Here is a 22,244-nt window from a genome sequence, read left to right as displayed (position 1 = left end):
TGAAGCGGCATGTTTAGGAAACTGGTCACCTTCAACGAAGCAAAACAGATTCTCTGGCAGAAGCTGCAGCCTAAACCGTTGGGCACCCAAAAAATTTCGCTGCTGCAAGCTTACAGCCGCGTGTTAGCCGAAGACATGACCAGCAAGCTGGATATTCCGCCGTTTAACCGTTCAACCGTTGACGGCTACGCGGTTAAAGCCCAAAACACGTTTGGTGCAGACGAAAACCAGCCTGTGCAGCTTAAGGTGTGCGGTTTTGTGGGCATCGGCGAACCACCTCAAGTTAAGGTTTCAGAGGGTGAAGCCGCCGAAATCGTCACGGGCGCGCCCATCCCTGAAGGCGCCGATGCGGTGGTCATGGTTGAAGAAACCCAAAAAGAAAAGGATACGCTTTTGGTTTTTCGCAGTGTAACCCCAAACGAGAATGTTATGAAAAAAGGCTCCGACATAAAACAGGGTGCAACCGTGCTTGGGGCAGGGGTGGTTTTGGGCAGCCGCGAAATCGGCGCGTTAGCGGCTTTAGGCAACGCTAAAGTCAGAGTTTTTAAGGTTCCCACAGTGGCGGTTCTTTCCACAGGCGGAGAAGTCACCGAACCGGGAAAGCCGTTGCCGCCAGCCAAAATCTACGACATAAACGCTTACAGTTTGTGCACGGCGGTTCGGGAATGTGGCGCCGATGCGGTTTATGCGGGTGTGGTTCCTGACGAGAAGATGCCTTTGCGTCGGGGTTTGAAGAAGGCTTTGTTGTTGGCGGATATGGTTTTGACGTCGGGTGGTGTTTCGGTGGGTCCTAAAGACCTTGTTCCGTCGATGGTGGATTCGTTGGGGGAACCGGGGGTTTTTCTTTCGGGCGTTGCAATTAAGCCAGGCAAGCCAGTGACGGTGGCGTTAATTGGGGATAAGCCAGTGTTTTCTTTTCCGGGTCATCCGACTTCGGCGTTGCTGGTTTTCCATTTGTTAGCTAGACCAATTCTGCAGGTTATGTGCGGCAGGTTGCCGGGTGATGTGCCTTCGGTGAGGGCGGTTGCTTGGCGGCGAATGTTTGCAGCGAAGGGTAGACGCACGTTTGTTACGGTTTCGCTTGTTTCGGACGGCGTAAAGGGTTGGGTGGCTAAGCCTGTGGAGTCAGGTGGTTCTGGTGCAATAACGACGTTGACGAAGGCGGATGGTTTTTTGGAGATTCCGGATAATCAGCAGTTTATTGATGCTGATGAGGAAGTTCGGGTTTGGTTGTTTAAGGAAAGAACCTGAAAAGTTAGAATTGGGGTTGTTTTCTGAGCACCAGAACCGTAAATATCCAGGTTAGTGCGGTGTAGGCAATCATGCCTGCGGATGCAACGGTGTCTATGGCTATGATGTAGTATAGCGTGTAGAAGGTGAAGGTTGTTGCGACAAAGAACAGGATTACAACAAGCCATTTTGCCCATTTGCGGTCCATGAAGAGTCCGTATGCGGCTGCGAGGCTTGCGATGCCAGTTAAGCCGATGTGGGGTGGGAAACCGCTGAGGGGCAACAGGATAAGCAGGATTATGCCTGCGATGCCGTAGAATGCTATGCTTGCCAGTGTGGTTTTTGGTTGGGTTTTGAGCTTTGATGCAACTTGCACTTGTGTTCGCCTTTAGCATATGCATTGGGGTGTACACTAATAAATTTAATGTATCCAAATCGCCGGGGGCAGCAAAGGTCTTGTTTGATGGTCTTTGCCAGCTAGAGGCGGGCGAAAAGGTTAAGGTTCAGTTGCTTGCCGTTGCGTCTCCCGTTATTGCCTGCTTCATCCTTCAAGGTATACAGGTAGGTTAGCTACCTTTACGTACCCCTATCCCTCTATGCTTTTCGTTTTTGACATGGTTGGCTGGGAAAATGTCTGTGTCGACCCTCCCCTCTATAGGTTCTGCATAGAATTGTTATTTGGATGCTAATAGGCGGCAAATAGATTCGGGTTTGTTTGGGTTTGTGGAGTTTGTTTCGGTAACCTTAAATAATTGTAAACATTTGACTATTTACAGTGTGTTGGTTATGAAGCCCAATTACTCCTTCGCCTCACCCCTCAGCCCCAAACAGATGGCAGTCTGGTCGCTAACCAGCGCAGGGAACTCCATCGCCGCCATAGCAGAAAAACTCAAAACCAGCCGCCAATACATCAACCAAACAAGGCTGGCGGCAGAAGCAAAAATCAGCAAAGCCCTCCTCGAAGTTGCCCAAGTCAACGAACTCCAAGTCACCCGCCTAAACGCCCAAAACGCCGTGCTCCTCGGCTACCACCCCGCCCTCAACCGCAAAGCCGTCGTCACCTACACCACCAGCCACGGCATCAAAGTCTGGTACTGGCACGACAACCCCGAAGAAGAAACCCTCAGCGAAGACTTTCTACAGCAAACCCGCGAATACCTGCTACAGGTAGCCAAAGAAAGAGGCATCCAAATCGAGGGCGCCCAAGAAATGCACCCCGCCAAGCTGGCAACCCAAATCTTTGGTCAACTAATACCGGAGTTGAAAACATGACTGCTCGAAAGGACCTACGCCGTATTGAGAGTTTGCTCCGCGGTTGGCTTCCTAAAGAGCAAAAAATACCCAGCCTCCAGCAGACAAACAGCCACAAGACATCAACAGCAAACATTCGATTGGGGACTTCGATTCTGGGACTAGGCTTTGCAGGCGCCTTTTTAGGTGCAGCGGATGCCGCTTTGGGGTTAGGTCTTTTTTCAGGGCTCGGAGGGTACGTTTCACTATTCATCGTGGTTGCCTGTGTAGCGGCTGCGGCGTTTACGGCAGTTTTGAGGCACACTAAAAAGGAGCACTAAAAATGAATGCTCTAAAAGCCCTCGAAAACCGCCTTAGAGGCTGGCTCCCCAAAGAGCCCTGTTTGCCCAGTCCCCAACGCAAAGCCGCGGAACCAACGCGTAAAGAGATGCCGTCGTGGGAAAGGCGCGCCTTCAAAATCACCATGGTCGCAGACGGAGCCATGCTGGGAACCTTCTTGGCTGCTCATTGGACGGCGGATGCGTACACTCGGAGCTCTGAGGTTTCAGCGGTCTTCTGGGCAATTTTCATACCGTCGCTGTTTTTTGTTAACTTAGTAGTGTACTGGCACTTCAAAAAACAAGCCCAAAAGGGAGAATAAAATGAACCAAAAAAAGCATCTTCAGAGTCGAATCCAAGGTTGGCTCCCCAAAGAGTATGTCGCATCACCACCCCAAAACCCCGCAGAAAAGTATCCCGCCATGATTCGATGGACCGCGAGAGCGATTGTTGCAGGTGCGGGGGTAAGTGCAACGCTTTTAGTCTTCGGAGACATCGCAGGTTTAACCCACGGCATAGGCTCCTATCTCTGGTATGCAACTGTGGAAGGCTCAGTCTGGGGTGTAGTGGCGACAGTTCCGTTTCTGGTTAAACGCAAAGAAGAGCACCAAAGGAGAAAACAAACATGAGCCTGTTGAAAAGTCTGCAAAACCGCATTCAAGGCTGGCTGCCTAAGGCACCTTCTCTGTGTGACGGACAAGAATCGAAAACAGTCATGAAAGGTCAAAAAACTGCAACCGAGAGCGATGCACAGAGAAAAATCTTCAAACGCAGCACAGTGGCTAACGCAGTCATTGTGAACCTGTTCTTGCTTGCCCACTTGCTGATTGACCCCCATAACAAAAACATGGAATACGCCGCTGGTTCGTGGAGTGTTTTCTTGGTGTCTTTGAGTTCAGTAAATTTTCTGCTCTACAGATACCCCAAGAGGAACCAAAATACAACAGACCCGAGGTTGCTCCCATGAAGCAACTCAAACACTTAGAAAACGTGAAAAGACAAGTACGTGGCTGGCTTCCTAAAGAGGCTAACGTATCAATCACCCAGCAAAAGGTGCATTACAGGTTTTTCCCCACCCGCAAAGCTATGGCGGCATACATCGCACTCATTTTAGGAGGCGCCCTCGCTGGGGGTCTGCTCTGGATGCTGGGAAGTTTTCTGAATTTGACCTCGCAGTATGGCGTTTACTGGAATTTAATTACCAGCATGGCTGTCGGCATTGGAGGCGCCCTGATTTTCACCTGGATATACCAAAGGGAAAAACAGAAGGAGGCAAAACTGTGGGAACCTTAAAGGTTAACTTGAAAAACCGAATCCACGGATGGTTCCCCAAAGGACAACAAAACCCACACCAACTCAACACCCAACGCAGAAGTTACGCCGCCTTAGCTGGCTTAGGAGCGGGCGGCACCGTTTTTGTTTCTTTAAGGGCGCTTAGTTACTTTCTTATCGGTTACAGTGGACCCAGTGGAATCCATTCAGGCATGACGTATGTTTACACGCACATCTTTGAGGCCTTGCTGTTTACTGCTAGTTTTTCCGTTGGTTGGTTAACAGAGGAAAGAATTAAAAAAAGGGGCTTAGAGTGAGGAAATGAAGACAAGAAAGCGGGACCAACGGGATTGGCGTTTACATTTGGCCTGTGGCTGTTTGTGGAGTAATTTGGAATATGGTAGGGGTTTAAGGTTGGGCGGTACACAAAGAAAAGCAGCAGAAGATGACAGGAACAGGGGTACGTTAAAGGCGCGACGAAACGTTAACCGTAACTGGCTAAGAGAAGGACGAAAACAGCGAAAGGATAATGTAAATGTGGCTGAAGCGCCAAGCAAAGTGATGAAAGGTTTGCGGTACGTAGGAGTGATTACAGTTTTAACGCTTATTGTTGCCGCAGTAATCTTGTTCTATGTACCGTTTATCGCAGAAAACTCTGGGTACCGCCATGTTCTGACAATAGTCTACGCGGGAGTAGCCATCGCCTTGTATTTTGCCTTCGGTCGAGAGTACTACAGGCGGCATCCAAAAGAGCACAGAATAAGGATTATAATTTGTTCGGGGCTGGTCACTGCATTGGCAGTTGGAGTCACATTCAGATTGCTTTTTGGTCCATTGCTGTCCGTTTACGTCTGGGTATCGCTCATTCTGCTTTTTGCCATCGGAGCATTTGCAAGCGACCAAGTCTTAAAAAAACTGGGGAAAAAACACTTTGAAGAAAACGTGTGAAAACAGGGACAATAAAAAACGTGTAGAGGCGCGTGTTCGAGGGTGGCTGCCCCAAGAACCCGCGTTGCCCCGAAAAGCGAGTTCCCCAAACTCACCAAACAAGAAAACGCCTCGCACTTTGTTCACTCAAACGCCGTTGGGTTTGAAAATTGTTGTGGGTCTGCTTTGGGTATTCGGGGTTGGCGCCATACTCGCCCTAAGCCAGCAGACCGCGCAGTTGGGATATTTGCCGTTTGACTTGAGGTTTGTGATGGCTGCAGTTGCGGTCGTTGACGGGGCGGGCTTGTTTGTGGTGGGCGCAGGCTTGCTTACCAACCAAAAACGGTGGATAAACATAGCCATTGTGTTCTTGGCAGCGTCGCTTGTTGTGTTCTATGTGCTTCCGCTAAGAGCAGCGTGGCCACTGGAGGTTGTGTTAATTGCGTACTTGGTTATTCTTCGCGAAGGCAAAACGCCCCAAGCAGTTAAGGCGGTTCCAGCAGCGCTACTGCTGGTGGTTTTGTGTGTTGCCACCTTTGCGCCAGCAATCGCCATCGTGAATGCCCAGACAATCAACCCCTCCAAAACGTTAATGCAAAACCACACCCAAACAAGCAACAACGACGGATTTGTCGTCACTACCAAAGTGTACCAGTACAGTGACCTTGACCCCAAAAAAGACTACTACTATCTAGAAATAACCCTGCGCTGTCCAGAAACAAACTTCAACTACGCAGCCGTAAACGTATCGACAAATGCCCCAAATGAATCCACGACAAACGGGTGGCTACCACACTCCAATCCTGCATCCCCGTTTGCGATAGGGTTAGGCATAGCAACCCTGTACATTGGAAACCCTGAAACAATACAAACAAATTATGATACAAAAACTAACATCAGCTGGGCAGAGTCAACGCTTAACCCCCAAAAAGCCGAAACGTTCTCAACTGACTTGTGGGTCCCCCAAGACGCCCATTTCGCCATAAACGTCGCGGTGGAAGCGGGATTTGCGGACCCCGTTTTTGGGAACCTGTGGAGGGATCAGCTTGAGGTTGGAGGGGTAGAAGTTTGAGGAAACGGTTGGAAGAGTTCTGTCGTAGCTGGCTTCCCCAAGAGCCTGCGCGCGCAAAACCTGTCCTCGCCCAAGCAAGCCAGCAGCCAAAAAGAGGCTACATCCTTTTCATGGCTAGTTTCGTCGCAGTGTTTGCTGCCGTTGCCGTGATGTATGGTTTAGGGTTGGGGAATGATTACGTTACTCTTGTGGCGGCGCCGATTGGAGTTTTGACAGCAATTGTTGTTAATGTATTGTTCAGAAAGCCTATTCAAAACAAACCTTTGACGGAAAAGGGAAGAAGAGCAGCCGGAATAATTGCGGGGGCTAACGTAGCTATGGTGAGCGTTCTCTTGGGAACATATTTCCTGATTAACCCAATCATCAAAAGCGGCGAGGTAAAGCTGGGCTTGTGGATTATTCTTTTGTTGGCACTGTTTTTGGTTAACAATTTACTGTTGAGGGAATTCAAGAAGCAAACAGGTATGGAGGAGTGTAGGTGAAGTCAAAGAATCGCTTAAAGAATCGACTCAGAGGTTGGCTGCCCAAAGAGCCGACCCGCCCAGAAATACAAAAAACCCGTGCCACCCAAGTTAACCCCAAGCCCAAACCCCGAGCCGTACCCACACAGGTTCTGGGCGCCTCCGCGTTTGGAACCCTTTTTGCAGGATTGCTTTTGTTGGTGGTTCCGTACTACGTTTTTCCCCAGTTCTACTCGCCTAAAGCCAACCCAGTTTGGGGTTACACGTCGCCAATCACGGTTGAAGGCGGGGTTATGTTGGCGGCGGCGTTGGCACTCATTGTGGCGTCTCTTTTTGTTTTTACTCTGTGGGGTTTAAGGCTTAACGTTGAGGGCTCCAAGTGGCTAAGGTACCGCGGAGACTGGTTCACGCCCAAAGCTCGAACCGAAAAGGAAATCAAAGCTGTCCAACTAACCGCCGTGGTAAATGCGGTTATGGTTGGCACTTTCTTGGGGGCGCATTGGCTAGTGGACCGGTACACCAGAAGCTCGGAAGTGTCGGCGGTTTTCTGGGCAGTCTTTATTCCCACAGTTGTGTTGGTCAATTTTCTGCTGTATAGGCATTTTAAGGCAAAAGAAAACGTGGAGAGTTAACTCATTAACACAAAACAAAGATTAACTAAGCACCTTCGGGGTTGGTTACCCAAAAAACCCAGCAACGCATACCAACATCAAACGCCAAAGCCAAAGCCTAAGCCGTACCTGAAAGCGTTTGCAGCCGTCGCAGTTGTGGTTCTTCTTGCAGGAGCCAGCTTCTTTGCAGCCAGAACTTACCTGCGCTACAGCAACCCAGCATCGGACGTGACTACCTGCTACTTCCAGAAAACAACCAACAGCACCAAACTAAACGTCGGCGACACAGTCGAGGTGCAGGTTATGGTTTATTGGCATGGGTATGTGGTTCCGGAGTTTGGGCGGGAAGTCAAAATTGTGGACCCCATTCCCGAGGCTTTTGTGCTGGTGGACGGAAGCAACAGTCTTCAAGAGCAAAAGGGTTTTGGCGGAAGCTATTTGTTGACCTACACTCTGAAAGCGGAAAACGCAAAGGCTACCTTTACCGATTTACCTGCGCCGCAGTTAAAGTTGGATAACACGGAAATTGTTTTGCAGGGCTCAACGCCCACATTAACGGTCAAACAATAATGAGAACAAAAAAATAAAGGCAGGGGGCTGCCTGTTTTTCTTTTTGGTGCTGCGGGTTTACGAGACTACTTTTTCCCAGCCCTGAACCAAGTCTTGGTACTCTTGGACGCGTTGACCGCCGTAGCTTCGGAGTCGTTCGCGAAGGTCCTTCAGTCCGACTGCTGCCTTTTGGAAGTCCTGCATTTGGGAGGCTTTCTCGGTGAGGTAGAGTATGTTGTCTACGCCGGCGCGGGTCATGCGGGTGGAAACCGTGAGCAACTCGCTTGGGGTAGCTACTTCGCGTGGGTCGTCGCCTGGACCGAAAACGTACAGTGAAATGTTAAGGGGCACTTCCCTGAACAGTTTCTTGAAGGAGCGGGTGAGCATTTCCCAGTACCATGGAGTGGCGTAGTTCTTGCTGAACATGACCACGAGGAACTCGTCGGTTAGGGGTGCGAGGTCGTCAAAGTTTATGCCGAAACGTTCGTAGCTAGTGACGGGGTCGGGCAGAACGCCGATGACGAATTTCTTTTTGGCGCGGTCGCGGACGCGTTCGCTGACTTGAGCCATGTAATCGGTGACTTCTTTGCGTCGCCATTCCAGCCAGCTTAAACCGCTTTTCTTCCAAAGTTCGTTGCATCGGGGGCATGTGCAGTGTCCGTGTTCAGCAAAGTGGATGCTGTTAAGCCAAACACCGGGGCTGTGGCGTGCGACATCTTCGATGTAGTCAAGTTGTTCAGCGCGGTGTTCAGGTTGTGTGTGGCAGAGGATGTCCCAGCGGACGTTAAAGTTGTTGTTTGTGCGCCACGCAGGACCTAAGGGAGACTGGCTGATCCAGTCGGGGTGGTTGCGTGCGGTAACGTTGTCTCCGAAGATGGCAATGTTACTGTACATGTCTTCCATTGGCGGCATGCGCCTGCCCACTTCGGGTTTAACGCGGAATAGGTGAAAGTCAAAACCTTCAGCCTTCTCGGGTAGGAACACGTATGTGCCTAATTTCATCTTTTGCACCTTATTTACCATGCAAAACGTTGGGCGACATAATAAAGTTTTGCGTAAAAACGTTGCACCACGAAAAAGTATTGCATTTCTCTGTTTCACCGCTCCTTTCAAAGTCGCCAGGGTTAGGCATGTGAAGTTGAAAACTCACTTTCCTGTTGCTGCAGCTTGAGAAGGCTGCGCCGTTCCCAGAGGATTAAACTTTCTGCCTTTTTGTTTTTTCTGTATGCGATGGTTTGGTTGGTTAGTAGTATTTGGGCGGAATCGCAGATTTCCTCAATTATCAGGGGCATGTTGCTTATGGTTTGTTGTCCTTGCTCGGTTAACTCGTAGACCTTCCCTACCCTGCCCTCAACGCGTTGGATTTGTCCCTGTTTTTCTAGTGTGTACAGTTTGGAGTAGATGGTGCTTGGGCCAATCATGACGTGGAATTCTTTTGTGAGTGCTTTGTTTATTTCGTAGCTACTCATACAATGTTGAGATAAAAGGCGTAAAATGACCAGATCTAAGAAGGCTTTAAGGCTCCGCTCCAAAATATCGCTTTTAGATTCTATTCAATAACACCCCCAGCGTTCCAAATTGATTTGGCTGATTTGAATTTAATTGTTGGTTGAATGATTAAAGCCTTTTGCAGAAATTATCTTTTGAAGCATTTGTTTAACACAAACACAACTTAACTGTTCGGTTTCAGAATAAAAGTAATAATATTATTAATAATATTATTACACAAGAAACCCTATAATCGAATTCTGCCCATACACGCCAACCAGCCCGAACTATACTGTTCGGAGGCGTGTCACCGCCTTGCCCTAATCGAAGGACAGAAAGAGAACCGAAGAACAATAAAACGGGTGATAAAAAATGCAGAAATTCACTATAACAGTATTTGCGGTTGCGTTCATAATGTTGATGATGGCTTTGCCAATGACATTTCATGTTGCAGTAGCAGATGTAAGCCACATCTATGGTCGCAGTTGGAGCAGGGAGTCTTATATAAGCGATACTAGCAATACTCCCGCATATTCCCAGTGTGTGCATTCTAACCTCAACACCAACGAAGATATGTGTGTCACTCTTGGTGCTTATGCTTACTACGACACTAATAGTCAAACCCCTGTGTACAATTACGGAAACTGGCATTTCATGGGATTTGCTGGAAATTCCACTAGTACGTCCTACGACGCCCCAGTGTCAATACAGCTACCGCTGATTGGTACTTACTGTCTTGATTACGGCCTTGGCAGTCAGTATTACAACAACTACAACATTTATTCTGGCCCAACGTGGACAAATGGTTACTATTACTATTTACCACATGAAGATACTGCAACATGGGAATCTTTGAATGGCTATTGCAGTGTTGTCAGCATGCAGGTATACAACTCCAATCTTGATGATCGGACTTCCATCGCAGGAATAACGGAAGGACAATTCTACTATAACGACGCATCTACAACCTACTATTATTATTGGGCCTACACTCAGCTTCCTCCAGGTCGCTATATTCCAGGCGGTATAGATCCATTTGCTTTCTTAACGGCACACAATTATGCCAATGGTGGGGATTGGTAATGTCAAAACGAAAGAATTTGCTAAGTAGCTCTCCCTTTCTCAATAAGAACGGCCGAAGGATTGCACTATGCTTGATTGCAACAGTCCTGCTTGCTGTTCCAATCACACTCGCTTTCGCCATGACTTCTGTCCAGTTTTCTGCTCAGACCGATTTGCCGATCGCTGCGCCTATTGGGCTTGCATCTTCCAATACACAGTTTCAAATTCACGTAGCATACGCGTATGTTGGACCAACTCCTTCTAACGTAAGCGTATACGTCGACAGCGCAACTAATACGGCAATGCATTTAGCCAGCCAGTATCCATCTGTGATACGATTAAATATCAACTCCATTTCAGGCATTCAAATCGGTGGATGCGATGCTGCTGTCGAGGTTTACGGAATTAAAATTGCCACAGACAAAGGCCCTACAGAACATCATGCATACTTTGTAGGAACCAACTACAGTCCTTCTTTTTCAAATACTTCCCAATCGACGTTAGTTCAATCTGTAGCCGACTTAGTCAACTTTAGTCTATATAGCACCGTTGCAGGCAACTTCAAATTGAATTGGAGCGACGAAACTCCGCTTTTAACTAACACTCTTGGTTCAATTACGTCATATATCGGTTCGTCCAGCAGTGCCTTGGGGCTGCTCAGTGCAGGAGAACCAAATGCCGTCTCAATTACTATCTACAGAATTGGTTACGTAACGATAACAAACGGTTCGGTTTTCGTCTTTGCAGACCCATTAAACAGTACTCCCAAAGATATGGTGCAGCTTAGCAGTTATGGAAGCGGTTTTCTCTATAATGACCTTGTGTCCTCGGATAAACTGCTGCAAACAAATTTGTTCCAGCCCACTGCGCACCCATAGGGACTTAATCCATATACTCAAACATCTCCCCCTTTTTATACTGGTTGCATCTTTTTCCTTTCTGCTCGATTTGTAAGTTTTTCTTGACATAAGAAATCTTTACAAGCAAGTTTTTAGGCAAGTTGGACCAATGGTTAAATGATGGGCTATGAGTAAGAAAGCGTTCATAGCAGCAGTTTTTGCTGTCCTCTTAATTGTTATTGGAGGTATCTTTGGGTATTACCTTGTTGGTGAGCCACCTTTTAGTCCACAGATTTCTCCTTCGCCTCAACCAACTGGACAAACAACCCAAAATCATAGCCCGACACAAACTCCACCAATACCCACAACAACCCAACCCTCACTATCTACTCCACCTTCGACTACTCCACAACCAACTCCCTCAATACAGGATGGTGCGGTTTCAATGACTTATTATGAAGAAAGCAGAGAAAATATCGGTAATGATACAAGAATTGAAATATCAATAAATGCCACAAACATTTCAGCTTCCCCATTGACTCTGAACTACAACTCATTTTACATGGACATAATAACTCTGATAGACATTGATCATCCCGATGCAGCAGCAAAGTACTATTGCGGGTTCACAGGGGAAGCTGTTCCTTTAGAAAATGGAACCATAAGTGCGAATGAAAGTAACGCGAATGTTAGTTTTATGTTAACCTTTGAGTTTTCCACTTTACAGACTTTTGGCGAATGGGCAAGTGTCGTGGGTACGAATCCTGACACTGAATACCCCTTTAGTTCCTATCACTTACACTACGGCAATTCATCGCCCATCCCGCCATTCTCCAGCTCCAAAGAATTCTCTTCTGACATGGATAGTCTACAAAGAAATACCACGCCTTGGCCGTTTAAGCTTATCAGGACCCAACTAACAGTTGAAACTATTGATTCTGGCATAGCTTACACCAATCAAGGTAACTTTGCTATTTTCTCTTCGTTTAGTGATTTCCAAGAATGGATACGTCTTTGGGGCATTCCAACAAACACAGACACTGTTTATTACTGGCTATCTGATCCGTCTGGTTCGCAGTTTGCATTTTGGGCTTACATACCACACGGACCTTCGAGTAGTCAAGGCGTTATTTTTGGGAACATATTTTCATAATTTAACGACCCTGAACTCACAAGTCATGAGGACAGCCTAGCACAAGGTAACGTTGGTTACGGCAGTAGCCGCCTTGTCTTGATTAATCTTGAACCGTTACAGTCAAATGCTTCGACTCAACTTTTAACCTTGAAAACTATGTCCTCCCCACAAGAGAATGTTTACTGCTTTATTTCTGGCAAGAACTGGAAGCTTTCCCTTGCCGAACTGGCTTCATACTTTGATGCCCGCGGCTGGAAGTTTGAAGTTTCGGAGTTTAGCCGCAGCTTCTTCACCCTCAAAACCCAAACCCCCCTCGACCCAGCGATAGTTGACGATTTGGGCGGCACCCTAAAAATCGCCATAGGCCCAACTGTTGCGGTGCATAACAGTTTGAGTTACAGAATAAGCTGTCCCGCCAAAATTTTGAGAACCCTACGAGCCTAAAGTTTCCATGCTTTTGCCAAAAATCGCCGCCTCATGTGCACCTATATAGGCAGTTTGACCAACAGCAAGTAGAGCAAAACTCTAAAGCCATCCGTACCCTAATGAAGTAACTAACACTTTAGGTGCACACAGAAATGAGTCTAAACCCAGACCAGCCTCAAGCTTCCGCCTCTTCAAACCCAGAGAAGGGTCTGTCCAGCAGCGAAGCCAAAGCGCGCCAAGCCAAATACGGCGCGAACAGGCTGGTGGAGGAGCATGAAACCCGTTTCTGGGCGATTCTGCGCGAAGAAATCACCGAACCCATGATTCTGCTGCTTATCGCCATCGGCGTGCTCTACGGCTTCATCAACCAAGGCAACCTCACCGACGCCCTCACCATAGTTTCCGTTGTGGTGGTTTTGGTTTTGGTGGAGGTTTGGAATGAGTTTCGCGCCAAAAAATCCATAACTGCCCTGCGCAAGCTCGCCGCGCCCACAACCACGGTTCTGCGAGACGGAAAGGCGGTGCAGGTGCCTGCCGAGCAGGTGGTTCCAGGCGACATTCTGCTTCTTCGTCAGGGCGAACGTGTCCCTGCAGACGCAGTCCTGCTTGAGTCAGTTGGGTTGGAGGTGGATGAGTCCACTTTAACGGGTGAGTCGTTCCCTGTCGCCAAAGACCCCAACGCCCATGCGCTGGAGGAGACACGGTTTAAGCCGAACATGGTTTTCGCGGGAACCATCATCACCAAGGGACACGCCAAAGCTGAGGTCACAGCCACAGGCGCCTCCACCGAGTTGGGTAGGGTTGCAGGGATAACTCAAGCCGCCAAAGAACCCAAAACCCCCCTGCAGTTAGCCATGAAGCAGCTTGCCAAAACACTCATTTGGATTGCCCTCTTCTTTAGCATAGTCATCCCCATCGTGGCTTTTCTGCAGGGCTTATCCGCACCCGACGCCATCCTCTACGGGCTTTCCCTGTCCTTTGCCACCATACCCGAAGAGTTACCCATCATAATCACCATGGTTCTGGGCGTTGGAGCCTACTCGCTAAGCAAGAAAAACGCCATCGTCAAACGGCTACGCGCCGCAGAAACACTGGGCAGCACCACCGTCATCGCCACCGACAAAACCGGCACCCTAACCGAAAACCACATGCGTCTTGAAGCCCTCTACTACGACGGACAAATAAGCCGCAGACAGGAGTTTGGGTTAAACCAGAAAGAAGCCCTCAAAACCGCCCTGCTAGCCGCCGACGCCGCCCCAGACCTCTCAGACAACGCCCTGATAGCTAATCCGATGTCTAGGGCAATTCTGGAGGCAAACAAACAATTCGGCGCGGATGTGTCGGCGCTGCAGAAAATATGGGTTCTCAAAGACGAAGTCAGCTTTGACAACAACCGCAAACTCGCCTCCTACATTTACCAAGTCGGCAACGCCTTCATCGTGCTCTCCAGCGGTGCACCCGAAAACATCCTCGCCAACTCCGCCAAACTGCTCCTCCGAGGACAAGAAACCCCCTTGACTGACGAGCTACGCAGCAGGGTCGCCGCGGCGGTTTCCGATATGGCAAAGCAGGGCCAACGGCTGCTGGCGTTTAGCTACCACCGAATAACTCCCACCCAGCGGCAAGAAATGCAGGGATTAGAGGAGAACCTCGTGTTTGTGGGCGTCGTGGGCTTTGTAGACCCGCCACGTAAGGAAGTGCGTGAGGCGATTTTGCAGTGCCAGCAGGCAGGCATAAGAGTAGTCATGATTACAGGCGACCACCCTGACACCGCCCGAGCCATAGCCATGCAAGTCGGCATACACAACGCCCGCGTTCTAACCGGAAACGACCTCGCCAAACTAACCGACGACGAACTACGCGGCGAGCTTCGGGGAACGTTTGTTTTCGCGCGCACCACGCCTGAGGATAAGCTGCGGCTGGTGCGAATGCTGCGGCAAAACGGCGAAATCGTCGCAGTCACTGGCGATGGCGTCAACGATGCCCCTGCCCTAAAGGAAGCGCATATTGGCATAGCGATGGGTATCCGCGGAACCGACGTCGCCAAGGAAGCTGCCGACATGGTTTTAGCGGATGACAACTTTGCGACGATAACAACGTCAGTTAAGGAGGGACGAAAAATCTTTGCTAACCTCAAAAAAGGCGTCCGCTACTACCTCGCCTGCAAAATCGCCCTCGTCGCCAGCTTCCTGCTACCCCTCACGTTGGGGGTGCCTTTGCCGTTTGCGCCCATCCAGATTATCGTATTGGAGTTATTCATGGATTTGGCAGCGTCGGCAACATTTGTGGCAGAGCCTCAAGAAGCAGGCGCCATGCAAAAACCCCCGCTAGACCCCAAAGAGAAGTTCCTTAACAACCCCATGATGACCTCGATGGCTTTGGGTGCCCTGAGCCTGTTCGCGGCGGTCTCCACCAGTTACCTCTACACGTGGTACACAACGGGCGACCTGTTGCTGGCGCAGACGATGGCGTTTGCCGCATGGATGATTGGCCACATATTCCTTGCCCTGAACTTACGCTCTGACCACGAACCACTTGTGAAGCTGGGGTTGCTTTCTAACAAGCTTATGCTGCTGTGGGGGCTTGTGGTTGCCGTCACGTTGGTTGCGGGAACCAGCCTGTCGTTTATACATGACGCCCTGAAAATCACCAGCTTAAGCTGGGAAAACTGGGCGGTTGTGGTTGTGGTGGCGTTTGTGGCAACGTTCTGGATGGAAGCCAAGAAACTGCTGGAAAGAAAAACCAGCTACAGCTAAGCCGAGGGCTTTTTTTCGGCGCCCTCCAAGATGCCCTCAACAGTCAGGTAGAGTTTTTGCAGGGTCTTTTTCAGTTCGTCGGTTGCCTGCCACATCCCCCGCGCTATGGCTTCCAGCAGCCGCTCAGTCATGTTCTGCAACGCGTGCGGATTGACCTCTTTGAGCCACTGCTGCATCTTGGGGTCCAACACGTACTTCTCCGCTAAATCCTCATACATCCAGTCCTCAACCGCTTCAACTGTGGCGTCCCAGCCAAAAATGTAGTCAATTGCCCGTGACAGCTCCGCGGCGCCATGGTAGCCGTGACGCTGCAGCCCCTGAATGTATTTAGGGTTGAGGAGGCGGCTGCGGAAAACGTGGCAGGTTTCTTCTTGGGTGCTTCGGACTTTGACGCGGTCAGGGTCGGAGCTGTCGCCGCAGAATGACGCGGGTGCCTTGCCGCTTAGGGTTTTGACTGCGACAATCATGCCGCCGTGAAAATCGTACCAGTCATCACAGCAAAGTATGTCGCATTCACGGGAATCGCCGTTTTTCACGGTTAGGTTGATTTGGCTAAGCCGCAATTTGAACTGTTCGGGCACTGCGCGTCCGTAGGTTTTGCGGCTGTAAGCGTACCCGCCCCAAGTGACGTAGAGGGCGCCTAAGTCGGATTGGTCTTTCCAGTTTTTGGAGTCTATGGCTTGGCTTACGCCTGCCCCGTAGCTTCCGGGTTGGTCACCAAAAACCCTGTAGCAGGCTTCTTCCTGGGCGCTCTGGGCGTCTCCTCCTGCAGCAACGCGGCTGGCAACTTCGGCTTCTACATGCGCGGCTAAATAGTTGTCTTCAGAACGCTCCTTAAGACTTGCTACCAAGGCGACGGCGTCGTCGATGAGGTGAACAAGGTTTGGGAAGGTGTCACGGAAAAGCCCACTAATCCGAAGCGTCACATCAATGCGGGGATGCTTAAGCTCGTCAAGCGGAATCGCTTCCACGCCCGCGACGCGTCCGGTGGATTGTTCCCACACGGGCTTCACACCCATCAAATACAAAATCTCCGCCACATCGTCCCCTTTTGTGCGCATGCAGTCCGTTGCCCAAACCACAATCCCGATGCTCTGGGGGTATTTGCCTTCCTGCTCAAGGTAGCGTTCCAGCAACGAGTCGCCCAACGCGACCCCCACTCGCCATGCTGCAGCGGAGGGCACCGACCGCGGGTCCACTGAGTAAAAGTTGCGCCCAGTAGGCAAAATGTCCGCCATGCCCCGCGTGGGGGGACCTGAAGGACCCGCCGAAACGTAGTTGCCCCCACAAGCAGCGAAGGTGTTGGTTAACTCGTCGGTGGTTGCCTGCAGGGCTGGAACCAGAAAACTTGAAACGTAAGTTAAGCATCGCCTAACGTTGGAGTTACTTGTGCCCAACACGGTCTGCATCAACTCCTCGATATAAACGGCGTTGAAGCTTTGCTCATGGAATCGCTGCATCAACTCCAACGCAACACCGTTCAACTCGTTAATTACATCCCCGTTGGTTTTGCCGTCCGAACGCAGTTTGCCCCGATTCGCCAACAACTCCTCAAAATTGTAGCCCTTCCATTCTGCCAGAGACTGCCGCAAAGAAGGCACACTGCCATTGTTTAGCCGCGTTAAGGTGACCAGAAATTCATCCAGACGCGAATTTTGTGGGGGCTCGCCGAAAATGTGAAGCCCGTCTCGAATCTGCGTGTCTGAAAGCTCGCTTAGGTAGCCGTGTAGGCGTTCCAGAAACGCGTCAAAATCCGACAACGCGCCTTCCTCGGTAACTTCGAGGTCGCGGTCAAGGTTCGCTTGGACAACCGTTTCCCAGATTAGCTTCTGCAGAACTTTAAGTTTTTTGGGGTCAGAGGTTTTAGCATGGTAGTACTCTTGCAATTGAACTTCGATGCTGGCTAAATCCTCGTAAGCGTCAGCGTTGGTCATGACGGGAACCAGATGGTCGATGATGCAACAGTAGCCTCGCCGCTTGGCCTGCGTGCCTTCGCCGGGGTTGTTAATGATGTAGGGGTAGATGTTGGGCAAATCCGAAATCATTATGTCAGGAAAACAAGACGCCGAAAGCCCCACCGACTTGCCCGGCAACCACTCCAACGTGCCATGCTTGCCAATATGCAAAATAACATCCGCCTTGAAAACGTCCCGTATCCAACGATAATACGCGTAGTAATGGTGAGGCACGGACAGGTCGGGACTGTGATAGATGGCGGCAGGGTTCTCCAAAAACCCACGCGGAGGCTGCAACCCAACAAACACATTACCATAAACCACCCCGCCCACAAGCAGACGCCCATTGTAGCTAAACAACTTGCCCGGCGGCACGCCCCAGTCTTTTGCAACTTTGGCAGACACCTCGCTGGGCAACTCGTTAAACCATTGGGCGTATTGTTTGTTGGGGGTTTTGGCTAACGCGCGGCTGGCAAGTTCTTGGGTGCTTAGCCATCGGCGGTCATTTGTTAACCCGTTTAAGACGGTATCCATCAAGTCCTTGCTGGTTTGAGGCAGAGAATCCACGGTGTAGCCTTGCGCTTTGAGCCCTTGCAGGATGTTCATGACTGAAGCGGAACTGTCCAGCCCAAAAGCTTTGCCGACGGTGTCGTTTCGGGGTGGGTAACTGTGAAAAATCACTGCCACCCGTTTTTGGCTGTTTGGAATTCGGCGCAGGTTGCCCCATTTTAAGCTTGAACGAACCAGTTTTGTGACCCGTTCAGCAATGGGGTTGTACGTGGTTACTTGGGTTCCTGTTTCAGGGTCAACTGCAAAGTCGGTTGTGGCGATGGGCACGGAGATTAAGAAGCCGTCGAACTCGGGCAGAGCCACATGTAAAGGTATATCCACCACGCCTAATCCGTGTGGGGAGTTGTGCCACTCTTCAAACGTGTTAAACGTCAAAAGGGCTTTGATTACGGGGACTCCGATTTTTTTCAGGGCAGCCAAATTTTCTAGTCCAGTAGGCGCGGATGCAAACCATGAAAACGCCAAAGTGCTGATAACTACGTCAACTCGCGGTTTGCCGTCTTTTGTGAAGCAGTGTTCAAGCATCCAGTCAAAGCCATGGATGTCTATGGTGGGGTCTTTTTTTCCGCTCACAAACACTGGCAGAGCGTTAGCGCCTTGCCGTTCAATTTCCCGCACTAAACAGTCAATGAAGGCGGTGTTGCTGCCTTGCCAGTAGCCGTGGTGAAACCAGACGCCCACAGTTGGCCTGGAAGGGTCAACTTTCTTTTCCAGGTACTCCTCTAAACTGGGAACGTAGTCGAAGTCGGGGTGGTAGATGCCTTCCCACTTCGCAGGCACAGGTGCATGGACTTCAAAGTTGGCGCCCACAAAACGGTTCGCCAAAAACAGTAGCAAATTTTCAAAGTTAGTTTTGCCTCCGTGGTTAAGGTAAACAAAAATCTTCTCAAAATCCTCAGGCTCCACTGTTGAGAGGCTGCGGTAGTTGGGGTTCTGCTCAAAAAAAGACCCCGCAACAAAAAGGGGAACCCCCGCGGTTTTTAGCGAAACCACGAGTTCATTGAATTTTTGGGGTTCTCCCATTAGGTGCACTATGGTTACGTGGGAGGTTTTGGCGAAATGCAGAAACCCGTCAAAGCCAGTGTTGTCAGGATTTCTCTTATCAAAGTCAGTGTCAAACCAGAACCGAGCGGTAACAACTTCGCCGAAGCGGGCGTTGACCGATTTGAGTGCGGAGAGAAACGGCAGGGTATCTACTTGGGTTGTAGAGGTGAAGGCGATTTTAAGTGGTTTCATTATTCTTGCCTCAGGGATTGTTCAAAGCGGTGTGAAGAAACAGGGTAGCCCACGGGCACAAACAGTGGAGAAGCCCAGTTAGGCGTGGAACAAAACGCTTCGGGTGGAAGAGTTAATAAAAAAAGGAAGGAAAGCGAGGGAAGATCGCTTTTTGCTCGTTGCATATGTGTTGCTTCCAGAGAGTTGCGGCGGTCGTTTAGGGGTATGCGAACACGTTGTCTACGGTTATTCCGAAGAATTTCTGGTACATTTCAGCTTGCACTGCGGCGGGGTCAATGTCGGCAAACAGGTCGGGGTGAAGCCACGTCTCGTAGTACAGTAAACCTATTGGGTAGCGTATGCCCTGCGTGATTATGTTGTAGTAGGTGTAGACTCTGCCTTCTTGGACTGCGGTTGTGTCACCTAGCACGGCGCGGTTAAGCATTGCGTTTCGTTGGGCTTGAAGCGGCTCAAGACCCTCATTTGTGCCTGCTACCACTCGAATGATGATGTCGGGGTTTTGTTCCACCACAAACTCAGGGCTTATGTAGCCCATGCTGGAGGATAGCCCTGCCTGCTCTGCGATGTTGATTCCGCCAGCCGCAACCAGTGTTCCCGCAATTGAGGAAGTGATGGCGGTCTGCCAGTCGTCCGTCCACTCCAAGTAGACGGCGGGTTTTTGGCTGTCCGTCAGGTTGGCTACACGTTCAGCGGCAAGATTCTGGTATCCAGTGAGAAAGTCACGTAACGATTCAGCGGTCTGCTCTTCATCTAACACTTTACCCATGTTGGTTATGCATTCTTTAATGCGGGTGAAGTTTCCTGTGCTTTCGATGTAAACGGCGATGCCGGAAGCTTTCATGGCGGCGATTTCCTGCGTTTTGGACCTTAACATGGTGTCAGCAACCACCAAATCGGGTTTGGCTCCCAGCAGCAGCTCCATGTTTGGCGAATAAGAGGTGCCTGCCACGATGGGTATGTCCTGAACCGATGGGGGCGAGATGGACAACTCATCCCGTCCAACAAGCAAGTCTTGTGCGCCTAAGCCGCAAAGCATCTCGGTGATGCCATAGTTGATGCTGACGATTCGGTTAACGGGCAAAGTGACGGTTACGTTGTTCCCTAAACCATCAACTACCGTAACTATGTCAGGGTAGGCGTAAACTCCTTCGGTGGTTACACTGAAGTACTTTTCAAGCAACTCCTGATTCACGGCAGAGGGGTCAATGTCGGCAAACAAGTCCGGATGGAACCATTTCGCCCAGTACAGCAAACCCACAGGATACCGCAACCCCTGGAAAACCACCGAGTCATAGGTGTAGACGCGGTTGTTCTGGATGGCAGAAACATCCTGCAGTACGCTTCGGCTCATGAATTCATCGCGAGTAGCCTTAAAGGCAGTCAAGTTGCCTTTTGCTTCCTTATTTATCATCAGAACCGCAACCTCAGGATTCTGCTCCACAACATACTCTGGACTTAAAGTGGGCGAAGACCCTGAAACGCCTGCAGCGATGTTTACGCCGCCTGCACTGATGATGTTAAGGTCCGCGCCGCTGCCTGAGCCGAAACTGCGCCACACAGTGTCCCACTCGATATACACAAGGGGCTTTTCGGAGTCGGACAAAGTTGCGACACGTTCGTTTACGAGGTTTTCGTAGGAGGTTATGTAGTCAACTATTTCTGCGGCTTTTGCTTGTTTGTCGAAAATTTCGCCAAAGCTGGTGACGCATTGCCTTATTTGGGTGAGGTTGTTGGTTAATTCAATCATGACGGGTATACCTGCATTTTGAAGTGCAGTTAGGGAATCTTTGGCGTAAGAGAGCATGGTGTCGGCTATGAGTAAGTCGGGTTTCTGCTCCAGCACCAGTTCCAAGTTGGGGTTGTAGGAACTGGAAGCCACTATAGGTGCAGAGAGGACATCTTCAGGGAAAAAGGAGCTTTCGTCGCGGCCCACAATTTGGTCTCCGCAGTCCAACGCGTAAAGAAGCTCAGTTAAGCCGGGATTAAGGCTAACAATGCGTGTTACAGGAAGATTAACTGTCACTTCGGCGCCTGTTCCATCCACAACCGTTAGGGTACGGTTTTCTGGTTCAGCAGTGGGAGACGCAGTTGGGGAAGAGGTCGGGGTGGGGGTGTTTGTGGAGGCTGGTGTTTGGGTAGGGGTTTGGGTTGGTGAAGCAGAGGGGTTTGATGTTTGCATGGGTGAAGCGGTTGGGGAAGAGGTGGGTTGCAAGGTGGGACTGGGGGAGGCTGGTGCGGAGGTTGGAGGAGGGGTTGAAGGTGTGGTGGTTGGTGTCGGGGAGGGTGATGGGGGAGAGGTCTCTTCTGAGGGGGAAATGCTAAGCCATTTGTAAGCGCCGTATGCGGAGAGGGCAACAATTATTATGGCTAAAATTAATGCGAGTACTTTGACGTCTGTTTTCAAAAGTTAGGTGCCTCCCAAAGTCTTTGAGTGGATTGGGGGTTTGGTGATTGGGGAGAGAATTGGGTTTTTGGATGCACGGTTCGCAATCTCCTTTATGGTTGGATTATCCAACCAACAAAATAATATAAACCTATCTTAACCCAAACTTAACTCAAGGTTGAACAACCACCACAAAAAACAAACACAACGAAAAAAGTTTAAACCCAAACACACTATACATGCCTAACCAGAAGAAGGACACAACATGCCAATCAAATACTACGACGCCCCCGAAATCAAAAAACAAGTCGACCAACTAGCCGCCGAATGCGAATTCTTCCACGTCGTCCCCCAATTCGTCTACTGCGTCCGCAGCAGAGGCAGCAAAGCCAAACGCACCATCGCCCGCATCCACGGCTTAGGCAAACTCTGGCAAGGCGTCCTAAACATGCCCCCCGCCTACACCATCGAAGTCGTCTCCGAAATCTATGACAAAATGCCCCCCGAAGACCAAGAAAAAACCTTAGTCCACGAACTCATGCACATCCCCGGCGGCTTCGGCGGCGGCTTCCGACCCCACAAAGGCTACGTAGAACGAAAGATGGTGGACGAAGTTTATGCTAAGTTGAAGAAGGCGCGGGCGGCGAAAAAGTCCAAGTTGCCCTTATAAACGAAGGCGCCGAGATTTAGTGAAAGTTAATAA

General features: G+C 50.0%; 24 protein-coding genes. 19 read left to right on the top strand and 5 right to left on the bottom strand.

What is annotated here, in order from left to right; all coding sequences use genetic code 11:
• The first annotated feature begins 9 nt into the window (after window positions 1-9).
• Window positions 10-1,251, top strand: coding sequence for a gephyrin-like molybdotransferase Glp (gene glp, locus ACBZ72_13340; GenBank protein XES77140.1), 1,242 nt, complete (start codon window positions 10-12; stop codon window positions 1,249-1,251).
• 4 nt (window positions 1,252-1,255) lie between these two features.
• On the opposite strand, the gene ACBZ72_13335 is transcribed toward glp, so the two are convergent.
• Window positions 1,256-1,606 carry a hypothetical protein gene (locus ACBZ72_13335; GenBank protein XES77139.1) on the bottom strand — a complete coding sequence of 117 codons (351 nt, stop codon included), beginning with the start codon at window positions 1,604-1,606 and terminating at the stop codon, window positions 1,256-1,258.
• Between the two features lie 410 nt (window positions 1,607-2,016).
• Between ACBZ72_13335 and ACBZ72_13330 the strand changes: the two genes are divergently transcribed.
• From ACBZ72_13330 to ACBZ72_13275, 12 genes are all read left to right on the top strand, one after another.
• Window positions 2,017-2,502 (top strand): hypothetical protein, encoded by a 486-nt coding sequence (locus ACBZ72_13330; protein ID XES77138.1) that lies wholly within the window; start codon window positions 2,017-2,019, stop codon window positions 2,500-2,502.
• Window positions 2,499-2,801 (top strand): hypothetical protein, encoded by a 303-nt coding sequence (locus ACBZ72_13325; protein XES77137.1) that lies wholly within the window; start codon window positions 2,499-2,501, stop codon window positions 2,799-2,801. Before ACBZ72_13330 ends, ACBZ72_13325 begins: the two co-directional genes overlap by 4 nt.
• 2 nt (window positions 2,802-2,803) lie before the next feature.
• Window positions 2,804-3,121, top strand: a complete 318-nt coding sequence (locus ACBZ72_13320) for a hypothetical protein (protein XES77136.1) — start codon at window positions 2,804-2,806, stop codon at window positions 3,119-3,121.
• A 1-nt stretch (window position 3,122) separates the two neighbouring features.
• Entirely contained in the window at window positions 3,123-3,428 is a 306-nt protein-coding gene (locus ACBZ72_13315; protein XES77135.1) for a hypothetical protein, read from the top strand.
• A complete protein-coding gene (locus tag ACBZ72_13310; GenBank protein XES77134.1) occupies window positions 3,425-3,766 on the top strand; it encodes a hypothetical protein in 342 nt (113 codons plus the stop codon). Before ACBZ72_13315 ends, ACBZ72_13310 begins: the two co-directional genes overlap by 4 nt.
• The gene (locus tag ACBZ72_13305; protein ID XES77133.1) at window positions 3,763-4,092 is read left to right on the top strand and encodes a hypothetical protein; all 330 of its coding nucleotides are present in this window, start codon (window positions 3,763-3,765) and stop codon (window positions 4,090-4,092) included. Before ACBZ72_13310 ends, ACBZ72_13305 begins: the two co-directional genes overlap by 4 nt.
• A complete protein-coding gene (locus tag ACBZ72_13300) occupies window positions 4,080-4,388 on the top strand; it encodes a hypothetical protein (GenBank protein ID XES77132.1) in 309 nt (102 codons plus the stop codon). Before ACBZ72_13305 ends, ACBZ72_13300 begins: the two co-directional genes overlap by 13 nt.
• A 97-nt stretch (window positions 4,389-4,485) precedes the next feature.
• On the top strand, window positions 4,486-5,019 hold the full coding sequence (locus ACBZ72_13295) for a hypothetical protein (GenBank protein ID XES77131.1): 534 nt from the start codon (window positions 4,486-4,488) through the stop codon (window positions 5,017-5,019).
• Window positions 5,003-6,070, top strand: coding sequence for a hypothetical protein (locus ACBZ72_13290; protein ID XES77130.1), 1,068 nt, complete (start codon window positions 5,003-5,005; stop codon window positions 6,068-6,070). The genes ACBZ72_13295 and ACBZ72_13290 overlap by 17 nt, the downstream gene beginning before the upstream one ends.
• Window positions 6,067-6,552 (top strand): hypothetical protein, encoded by a 486-nt coding sequence (locus ACBZ72_13285; GenBank protein XES77129.1) that lies wholly within the window; start codon window positions 6,067-6,069, stop codon window positions 6,550-6,552. The genes ACBZ72_13290 and ACBZ72_13285 overlap by 4 nt, the downstream gene beginning before the upstream one ends.
• Window positions 6,549-7,163: a hypothetical protein gene (locus tag ACBZ72_13280; protein ID XES77128.1), complete on the top strand. Its 615-nt coding sequence runs from the start codon at window positions 6,549-6,551 to the stop codon at window positions 7,161-7,163. The genes ACBZ72_13285 and ACBZ72_13280 overlap by 4 nt, the downstream gene beginning before the upstream one ends.
• 135 nt (window positions 7,164-7,298) lie before the next feature.
• Window positions 7,299-7,712: a hypothetical protein gene (locus ACBZ72_13275; protein ID XES77127.1), complete on the top strand. Its 414-nt coding sequence runs from the start codon at window positions 7,299-7,301 to the stop codon at window positions 7,710-7,712.
• 57 nt (window positions 7,713-7,769) lie between these two features.
• Here the strand turns inward: ACBZ72_13275 and ACBZ72_13270 are convergent, their stop codons facing one another.
• Window positions 7,770-8,693: a hypothetical protein gene (locus ACBZ72_13270; protein XES77126.1), complete on the bottom strand. Its 924-nt coding sequence runs from the start codon at window positions 8,691-8,693 to the stop codon at window positions 7,770-7,772.
• A gap of 122 nt (window positions 8,694-8,815) precedes the next feature.
• Complete coding sequence (locus tag ACBZ72_13265) at window positions 8,816-9,223, bottom strand: PadR family transcriptional regulator (protein ID XES77125.1); 408 nt, start codon at window positions 9,221-9,223, stop codon at window positions 8,816-8,818.
• Window positions 9,224-9,551: 328 nt separating this feature from the next.
• Between ACBZ72_13265 and ACBZ72_13260 the strand changes: the two genes are divergently transcribed.
• From ACBZ72_13260 to ACBZ72_13240, 5 genes are all read left to right on the top strand, one after another.
• Window positions 9,552-10,262, top strand: coding sequence for a hypothetical protein (locus ACBZ72_13260; protein XES77124.1), 711 nt, complete (start codon window positions 9,552-9,554; stop codon window positions 10,260-10,262).
• 71 nt (window positions 10,263-10,333) lie between these two features.
• On the top strand, window positions 10,334-11,119 hold the full coding sequence (locus tag ACBZ72_13255; GenBank protein ID XES77123.1) for a hypothetical protein: 786 nt from the start codon (window positions 10,334-10,336) through the stop codon (window positions 11,117-11,119).
• Between the two features lie 148 nt (window positions 11,120-11,267).
• Entirely contained in the window at window positions 11,268-12,233 is a 966-nt protein-coding gene (locus tag ACBZ72_13250; protein XES77122.1) for a hypothetical protein, read from the top strand.
• A gap of 138 nt (window positions 12,234-12,371) precedes the next feature.
• On the top strand, window positions 12,372-12,659 hold the full coding sequence (locus tag ACBZ72_13245) for a hypothetical protein (GenBank protein ID XES77121.1): 288 nt from the start codon (window positions 12,372-12,374) through the stop codon (window positions 12,657-12,659).
• A 134-nt stretch (window positions 12,660-12,793) separates the two neighbouring features.
• Window positions 12,794-15,397 carry a cation-translocating P-type ATPase gene (locus ACBZ72_13240; GenBank protein XES77120.1) on the top strand — a complete coding sequence of 868 codons (2,604 nt, stop codon included), beginning with the start codon at window positions 12,794-12,796 and terminating at the stop codon, window positions 15,395-15,397.
• On the opposite strand, the gene cobN is transcribed toward ACBZ72_13240, so the two are convergent.
• A complete protein-coding gene (gene cobN / locus ACBZ72_13235; GenBank protein XES77119.1) occupies window positions 15,394-19,158 on the bottom strand; it encodes a cobaltochelatase subunit CobN in 3,765 nt (1,254 codons plus the stop codon). The genes ACBZ72_13240 and cobN overlap by 4 nt on opposite strands.
• Before the next feature lie 196 nt (window positions 19,159-19,354).
• Window positions 19,355-21,562: a helical backbone metal receptor gene (locus ACBZ72_13230; protein XES77118.1), complete on the bottom strand. Its 2,208-nt coding sequence runs from the start codon at window positions 21,560-21,562 to the stop codon at window positions 19,355-19,357.
• 244 nt (window positions 21,563-21,806) lie between these two features.
• Here ACBZ72_13230 and ACBZ72_13225 point away from each other — a divergent pair, with 244 nt between their 5' ends.
• Window positions 21,807-22,211 (top strand): putative metallopeptidase, encoded by a 405-nt coding sequence (locus ACBZ72_13225; GenBank protein XES77117.1) that lies wholly within the window; start codon window positions 21,807-21,809, stop codon window positions 22,209-22,211.
• The last annotated feature ends 33 nt before the right edge of the window (window positions 22,212-22,244 follow it).

The organism is Candidatus Bathyarchaeia archaeon, assembly GCA_041447175.1.
Lineage (GTDB): Archaea > Thermoproteota > Bathyarchaeia > Bathyarchaeales > Bathycorpusculaceae > JADGNF01.
The sequence above is the reverse complement of the archived record's forward strand: the minus strand, read 5'-3'. Positions and strand labels throughout refer to the sequence as shown.

Coding starts and splice junctions, on each gene's coding strand:
- glp (XES77140.1), top strand. CDS start 10: ATGTTTAGGAAACTGGTCACCTTCAACGAAGCAAAACAGATTCTCTGG.
- ACBZ72_13330 (XES77138.1), top strand. CDS start 2,017: ATGAAGCCCAATTACTCCTTCGCCTCACCCCTCAGCCCCAAACAGATG.
- ACBZ72_13325 (XES77137.1), top strand. CDS start 2,499: ATGACTGCTCGAAAGGACCTACGCCGTATTGAGAGTTTGCTCCGCGGT.
- ACBZ72_13320 (XES77136.1), top strand. CDS start 2,804: ATGAATGCTCTAAAAGCCCTCGAAAACCGCCTTAGAGGCTGGCTCCCC.
- ACBZ72_13315 (XES77135.1), top strand. CDS start 3,123: ATGAACCAAAAAAAGCATCTTCAGAGTCGAATCCAAGGTTGGCTCCCC.
- ACBZ72_13310 (XES77134.1), top strand. CDS start 3,425: ATGAGCCTGTTGAAAAGTCTGCAAAACCGCATTCAAGGCTGGCTGCCT.
- ACBZ72_13305 (XES77133.1), top strand. CDS start 3,763: ATGAAGCAACTCAAACACTTAGAAAACGTGAAAAGACAAGTACGTGGC.
- ACBZ72_13270 (XES77126.1), bottom strand. CDS start 8,693: ATGAAATTAGGCACATACGTGTTCCTACCCGAGAAGGCTGAAGGTTTT.
- ACBZ72_13260 (XES77124.1), top strand. CDS start 9,552: ATGCAGAAATTCACTATAACAGTATTTGCGGTTGCGTTCATAATGTTG.
- ACBZ72_13250 (XES77122.1), top strand. CDS start 11,268: ATGAGTAAGAAAGCGTTCATAGCAGCAGTTTTTGCTGTCCTCTTAATT.
- ACBZ72_13245 (XES77121.1), top strand. CDS start 12,372: ATGTCCTCCCCACAAGAGAATGTTTACTGCTTTATTTCTGGCAAGAAC.
- ACBZ72_13240 (XES77120.1), top strand. CDS start 12,794: ATGAGTCTAAACCCAGACCAGCCTCAAGCTTCCGCCTCTTCAAACCCA.
- cobN (XES77119.1), bottom strand. CDS start 19,158: ATGAAACCACTTAAAATCGCCTTCACCTCTACAACCCAAGTAGATACC.
- ACBZ72_13225 (XES77117.1), top strand. CDS start 21,807: ATGCCAATCAAATACTACGACGCCCCCGAAATCAAAAAACAAGTCGAC.